Raw genomic sequence first — 5,570 nt, 5'->3', positions numbered from 1 at the left:
TTTTCTTTCCCCGGCCTTTCACTCACCGGATGTTTGCCGACGAGGCCATGGCCAGCCAAGTGGTGTGCGCCTCGCTGACCTTCGACGGTGGCTCGGGCAATGCCTTGGCCGCCGCGTTACCGGACTATCTGGTGTTGAAACTCACCGATATCCCGGAATTGCGCAGCACCCTTGACTGGCTGTTCAACGAAGCTTTTGAAGGGCATTGCGGGCGCGTGGCGGTGATGGATCGTCTGTTTGAATTGCTGGTGATTCTGCTGCTGCGCCATCTCATCGGCAGTCGCGATCAGCAACCGGGCATGATGGCCGGGCTGGCGGATCCGCGCGTGTCTCGCGCCTTGAACCTGATCCACGAGCAGCCGCACAAGCCTTGGAGTGTCGCTGATCTCGCGGCGGCGGCGAACCAGTCCCGCGCCGGTTTTGCCGAGCAGTTTCGCCGCGTGGTCGGGCAGACGCCGGCCGATTACCTGTTGAGCTGGCGCGTCAGTCTTGCGCAGAAACGCCTGCGCGAAGGCCGCCCGATTGCATTGATTGCCGAGGAGGTTGGATACGAAAGTCCGTCGGCGCTGGCCCGGGCATTTCGGCGCAAGACCGGTCTCAGTCCACGGCAATGGAAAGCCGAACACTGAACATTACCTGGCGAATTTCTTCGCTCCGGTCACGCAAAGAATCACCCCCAGCGTGACGCCGAGCATGCCGACACTGACCTGCTCATGCAGCAACGTCGCCGCCAGTGCCAGACCAAAAAACGGCTGCAGCAACTGCAACTGCCCGACCGCTGCGATTCCGCCCTGGGCCAGACCGCGATACCAGAACACGAAGCCGATCAGCATGCTGAACAGCGACACGTAGCCCAGGCACATCCACGCAGGCAAGCTGATGTCGGCGAACGAAGCGGGCGCCAGCCACAGGCTCAGCATTGTCATCAGCGGTAACGACAACACCAACGCCCAGCAGATCACCTGCCAGCCGCCGAGGCTGCGTGACAGTTTCGCGCCTTCGGCGTAACCGAGGCCGCAGGCCAGGATCGCCGCGAGCATCAGCAGATCGCCGGTGGGCGAGGCGCTCAAGCCTTGGGACAGGGCAAAGCCCACCACCAATGCGCTGCCCAGCACCGAAAAGATCCAGAACACTGGACGTGGCCGCTCACCGCCACGCAAGACACCAAACATCGCCGTGGCCAGCGGCAGCAATCCTACAAACACGATCGAATGCGCTGACGTTACGTGCTGCAATGCCAACGCGGTCAGCAGCGGGAAACCCAACACCACGCCCAGCGCCACAATCAACAGCGACAGCCACTGATGATGCGCCGGTCGCCGCTGTTTGAACAACAGCAGAAGTCCGACGGCCAGTGCGCCGGCGATCGCTGCTCGCACCACGGTCAGAAACACCGGATCGAATTCCAGCACCGCCAAACGTGTGGCCGGCAGCGAACCGCTGAAAATCAGCACGCCGATAAAACCGTTGATCCAGCCGCTGGTTTTTTCCAGCGCCGGGTGGGCCGCAGTCGATGTTGTGTGCATGTCGGTCGCGCTCAAAAAGTGGCTTGTGTCGCCGTGATCCTAGGGCTGAGAATCATCACAATCAAAAAATTGTCATGGATACAGCCGACATGCCGCGTTCCCGTTACAAGACCCTGGTTGATCGCTATGCGGCAGACATTCGTGGCGGACGATTGGCGCCGGGCACGCGACTGCCAACGCATCGGCAGCTGGCGAGCCAGGAAGGTCTGGCGCTGGTTACCGCTTCACGGGTTTATGCGGAGCTTGAAGCGATGGGCCTGGTCAGTGGCGAAGCCGGGCGCGGCACGTTTGTCCGGGAAACGTCGCTGGCGCCGGGGCAGGGCATCGATCAGAAAGACGTGGCGGTTGGCATGATCGACCTGAATTTCAACTATCCCTCGTTGCCAGGTCAGGCTGAACTGTTGCGCACGGCGTTGCGGCAACTGGCGTTGTCCGGTGATCTGGAAGCGTTGTTGCGTTATCAACCCCACGCCGGGCGTGCCCACGAACGCGCCTCGGTGGCGCGACATTTGTCGACACGCGGCGTGACCGTTGAAGCCGACCAAGTGCTGATCGTCAATGGCGCTCAGCAAGGTTTGGCGGTGACGCTGATGGCCCTGCTCAAACCCGGCGATGTGATCGCCGCCGATGCGCTGACCTATTCGGGATTCAAGGTGCTGGCCGACGCGCTGCATCTGGAGGTGCTGGCGATCCCGATGACGGAACACGGCCCGGATTTGCCGGCACTGGACAGACTCTGTCGACAGCGTGCGGTGCGCGCCGTATACAGCATGCCGACGCTGCACAACCCGCTGGGCTGGGTTATGCCACTGGAACAGCGCGAACGATTGGTGGCGATTGCCCGGCGGCACGATCTGACAATCATTGAAGACGCTGCCTACGCGTTTCTGGTCGAAAACCCGCCATGTCCGTTGATTGAATTGGCACCGGAACGGACGTTTTACGTATCGGGCCTGTCGAAAAACATCGCCACCGGTTTGCGGGTCGGCTTCATTGCCGCGCCGCTTCCTCAAGTGTCCGCACTGGAGCGAATCATTCGCGCGACGACATGGAACACGCCTGGGGTGATGACTGCCATCGCGTGCGGCTGGCTCGACGATGGCACCGTCACCGTGCTTGAGGCGCAGAAACGTCGTGATGCTACGGCGCGACAGGCCTTGGCCGCCGAGGTGCTCAAAGGGCTGCGCTACATTGCTCATCCGGCCTCGTATTTTCTGTGGTTGCCGTTGCCCGAAGATGTGCGTGCCGATCAGATCGTGGTCGAGTTGATGCAGCAGCAGATTTCCGTCACCAGCGCCGAGCCGTTTTCGCTGTCGGCCCATACGCCCCATGCGATTCGTCTGGCGCTCGGCTCGGTGGACATGCAGGTGTTGCGTCAGGCGTTGATCACCGTCAGAACGGTTGTCGGCGCTTATCTGTAAACTGCGCCCACGCCATGCAAAGCGAGGTTTGGACTGTTCAATGAAATTCACCACGACACTGTTTCTCGCCTTGATCTTCAGCACCAGCGCACAGGCTGAGGGCGATCCTGAGGCCGGGGCGAAAATCTTTCCGCGTCTGTGCGGCGGTTGCCATCAGGTTGGCGAGTCGGCTCGTTCGGGGTTTGGTCCGCAGCTCAACGGCATCATTGGCCGGGCTGCGGGGACTTCGGCCAATTATGTTTATTCCGATGCGATGAAGAACTCGGGGATTACCTGGGATCGGGCGACGCTGAAGGCGTATCTGAAGGATCCGAAAGGGGTGGTGCCGGGGACGCGGATGATTTTCTGGGGGCTGAGTGATGAGGAGAAGCTGGAGAATCTGTTGGCTTATCTGCAGAGGTTCAGTGCTGAGCCCTAGTCGGGCGATGGTTTCCTGGCTGATTGAGTACATAGCCATTGCTGCGGTAACGGCTGCTTAGGGTTCCGCCCTTACGGCGGGTCACCTTTTTTTGCTTTTCTGTGGGAGCGAGCCTGCTCGCGAAAGCGGTTCTCCGGCCGACCCAAATTTCCGCTTTTACCCCATCCCTGTGGGAGCTGGCTTGCCAGCGATGGCGGCCTGCGGGCCGACCTGTTTCTGGTTGATATACGCCGGTGTCAGTGGGCATGAAACGCAACCTGATTGCGCCCCGCAGCCTTCGCCTGATACAGCTGCTGATCGGCACGTTTGATCAGCGTCGTATGGTTGTTGTCCGCCGGATCTGCCAGGCCGAGGCCAATACTCACGGTAACGTTGCCGACGCCGGGAAACTCCGCGTCGGCTACCGCTGCGCGAATCTTTTCGGCGACGACTTCCGGGGTGTCGGGTTGCGTGACTTCCGGCAGCAGTACGGCGAACTCTTCGCCGCCGTAGCGGGCGACGAAATCGGTGCTGCGTACGCTGTTCTGGATCAAGGTCGCCAGTTGTTGCAGGACCTCGTCACCGACCGCGTGGCCGTGGCTGTCATTGATGCGTTTGAAGTGGTCGGCATCGATCAGCAGCAGGGCAAACGGGCGTCCGGTGCGTCGGGACAGCAGCGAATATTCAGTGATTTTTTCGTCAAAACGGCGGCGGTTGTAAACGCCGGTCAGGCCGTCGTGAGTGGCCAGGCTCAGCAGCTCGGCGTTGGCCTCGGTGAGTGCGGCGGTGCGTTGCGCCACGGTGGCTTCCAGCGAGGCGTTGGCTTCTTGCAGTTCGCGCTCCTTGCCGAGCAGTGACTGCGTCATTGCGTCGATGGACTGGCCGAGCTGGGCGATTTCCAGCACCGGATGCTGGAGCTGAAACTGCGCGCCGGCCTGGTTGTTTTGCACTTGTTTGGCCGAGCGTGCCAGTTGTTCGATCGGCCGGCTCAGGTACAGCGCCAAGTAATAAGCCACCAGACCGAAAACGATGGCGGCGAAAACGCCGAGGATCAGCAATTCGTATTGCAGCATCCGCGCCGGTTGCAGCGCAGTCTCCAATGGCTGGCGAATGGCGATCGACCATGATAGCGCCGTGCCCGATGGCGTCGGCACGGTGACCATGCTGGTCAGGTAACCGTTGGCCGCTGTCCAGCCCGGCAATACCGAATCGCCGATCGCCAGTTGTTGGCCCATCAGCGCTTCGGGGTAGAGCACCTTGCCATCGTGGTCGACGATCAGCGCCTGAATATCCGGCGCCGAGTTCTTGTGGGAAAACGCCGCCGACTCGACGATGCGCGTCACCCAACTCCAGTGCGCATGTGCGCCCAGTACGCCAATCACCTGCCCTTCGGCATTGTGGATTGGCGCGGCGAAATCGATGAAGCGCAGCGGCTCGCCATTGGGCAGGCCCGGCAACAACTTGGCCAGCAACACTGCTTCGTGGGGATCGCCGGTGTATTGCCGGCGCAGGCCGATCTGGAACCACGGGCGTTTCTGCACCGATTGACCGACCAGCAGATCATTGACCGCTTGGCGCACGTTGCCCTCGGCGTCGGTGACGCCCATCCACGCATATTCGGCGCGCGCCTGGGTGCGCAACTGCATCGACTTGAGGATGGCTGGATTGTCCAGATCGCCACGCTCCAGATGCGGCGCGCGACTGAGCAGATAGACCTCCAGTTGCCGCTCGCGCAGTTGCTCACCCAACAACGTCGCCGCCGAGCGCGCCGTGTTCAGCAACGCGTTGCCGCTGGCCTGTTTCATTTGTTCGGTGGCGATATGACCGACATAAAAGCCGACGCTCAATAACGTCAGCAGGGACAAACCGCCGAACCACAGGGTGAGATGGCTACGCAGACTGGCTTTGAACATGGAGGCGGGTGTCTGTCTTTATTGAAGTGGCGCCATGGTATGCGACATCGCCGACGGCGGGCCAGCGAACGGGTTCAAGTAAATACAAAGAAGATTGATGCCAATGAGCCATCATTTTGGTTAGAATGCGCGCCGCCCGAGAGACGGATCCCGGGCGTTTCCCCATGGAGTTTTACTGTGAAATACCTCAGCAAAGTAGTCGCCGCCGCACTGTTCGGTGTGGTTCTGGCAGGTTGCACCGGCGCCCCGATGAAAACTGCCCATTACGACAGCAACCAATACACCGTGGTTGGCCACAGTGAAGCATCGGCCA

5 protein-coding genes are annotated in these 5,570 nt (G+C 61.0%); 3 read left to right on the top strand and 2 right to left on the bottom strand.

Going from position 1 to position 5,570, the window contains the following annotated elements:
• Window positions 1-629, top strand: a 629-nt coding sequence (locus tag OQK_RS27265) for a helix-turn-helix domain-containing protein (protein ID WP_038861859.1), incomplete at its 5' end; no start/stop codon positions are given.
• A gap of 3 nt (window positions 630-632) precedes the next feature.
• Here the strand turns inward: OQK_RS27265 and OQK_RS27260 are convergent.
• Window positions 633-1,526: a DMT family transporter gene (locus OQK_RS27260; RefSeq protein WP_016775247.1), complete on the bottom strand. Its 894-nt coding sequence runs from the start codon at window positions 1,524-1,526 to the stop codon at window positions 633-635.
• 89 nt (window positions 1,527-1,615) lie between these two features.
• Between OQK_RS27260 and OQK_RS27255 the strand changes: the two genes are divergently transcribed.
• Window positions 1,616-2,947: an aminotransferase-like domain-containing protein gene (locus tag OQK_RS27255; RefSeq protein WP_016775246.1), complete on the top strand. Its 1,332-nt coding sequence runs from the start codon at window positions 1,616-1,618 to the stop codon at window positions 2,945-2,947.
• Between the two features lie 40 nt (window positions 2,948-2,987).
• A complete protein-coding gene (locus OQK_RS27250) occupies window positions 2,988-3,365 on the top strand; it encodes a c-type cytochrome (RefSeq protein WP_016775245.1) in 378 nt (125 codons plus the stop codon).
• A gap of 236 nt (window positions 3,366-3,601) precedes the next feature.
• Here the strand turns inward: OQK_RS27250 and OQK_RS27245 are convergent, their stop codons facing one another.
• A complete protein-coding gene (locus OQK_RS27245; RefSeq protein WP_016775244.1) occupies window positions 3,602-5,257 on the bottom strand; it encodes a sensor domain-containing diguanylate cyclase in 1,656 nt (551 codons plus the stop codon).
• Between the last annotated feature and the right edge of the window lie 313 nt (window positions 5,258-5,570).

Source organism: Pseudomonas sp. R62 (assembly GCF_000257605.1).
GTDB classification, from domain to species: Bacteria; Pseudomonadota; Gammaproteobacteria; order Pseudomonadales; family Pseudomonadaceae; genus Aquipseudomonas; species Aquipseudomonas atacamensis.
This window is presented reverse-complemented; position numbering and strand designations above follow the sequence as displayed.

Excerpts from the sequence above, each read along its gene's own strand:
- OQK_RS27260 (WP_016775247.1), bottom strand. The coding sequence starts at position 1,526 with ATGCACACAACATCGACTGCGGCCCACCCGGCGCTGGAAAAAACCAGC.
- OQK_RS27255 (WP_016775246.1), top strand. The coding sequence starts at position 1,616 with ATGCCGCGTTCCCGTTACAAGACCCTGGTTGATCGCTATGCGGCAGAC.
- OQK_RS27250 (WP_016775245.1), top strand. The coding sequence starts at position 2,988 with ATGAAATTCACCACGACACTGTTTCTCGCCTTGATCTTCAGCACCAGC.
- OQK_RS27245 (WP_016775244.1), bottom strand. The coding sequence starts at position 5,257 with ATGTTCAAAGCCAGTCTGCGTAGCCATCTCACCCTGTGGTTCGGCGGT.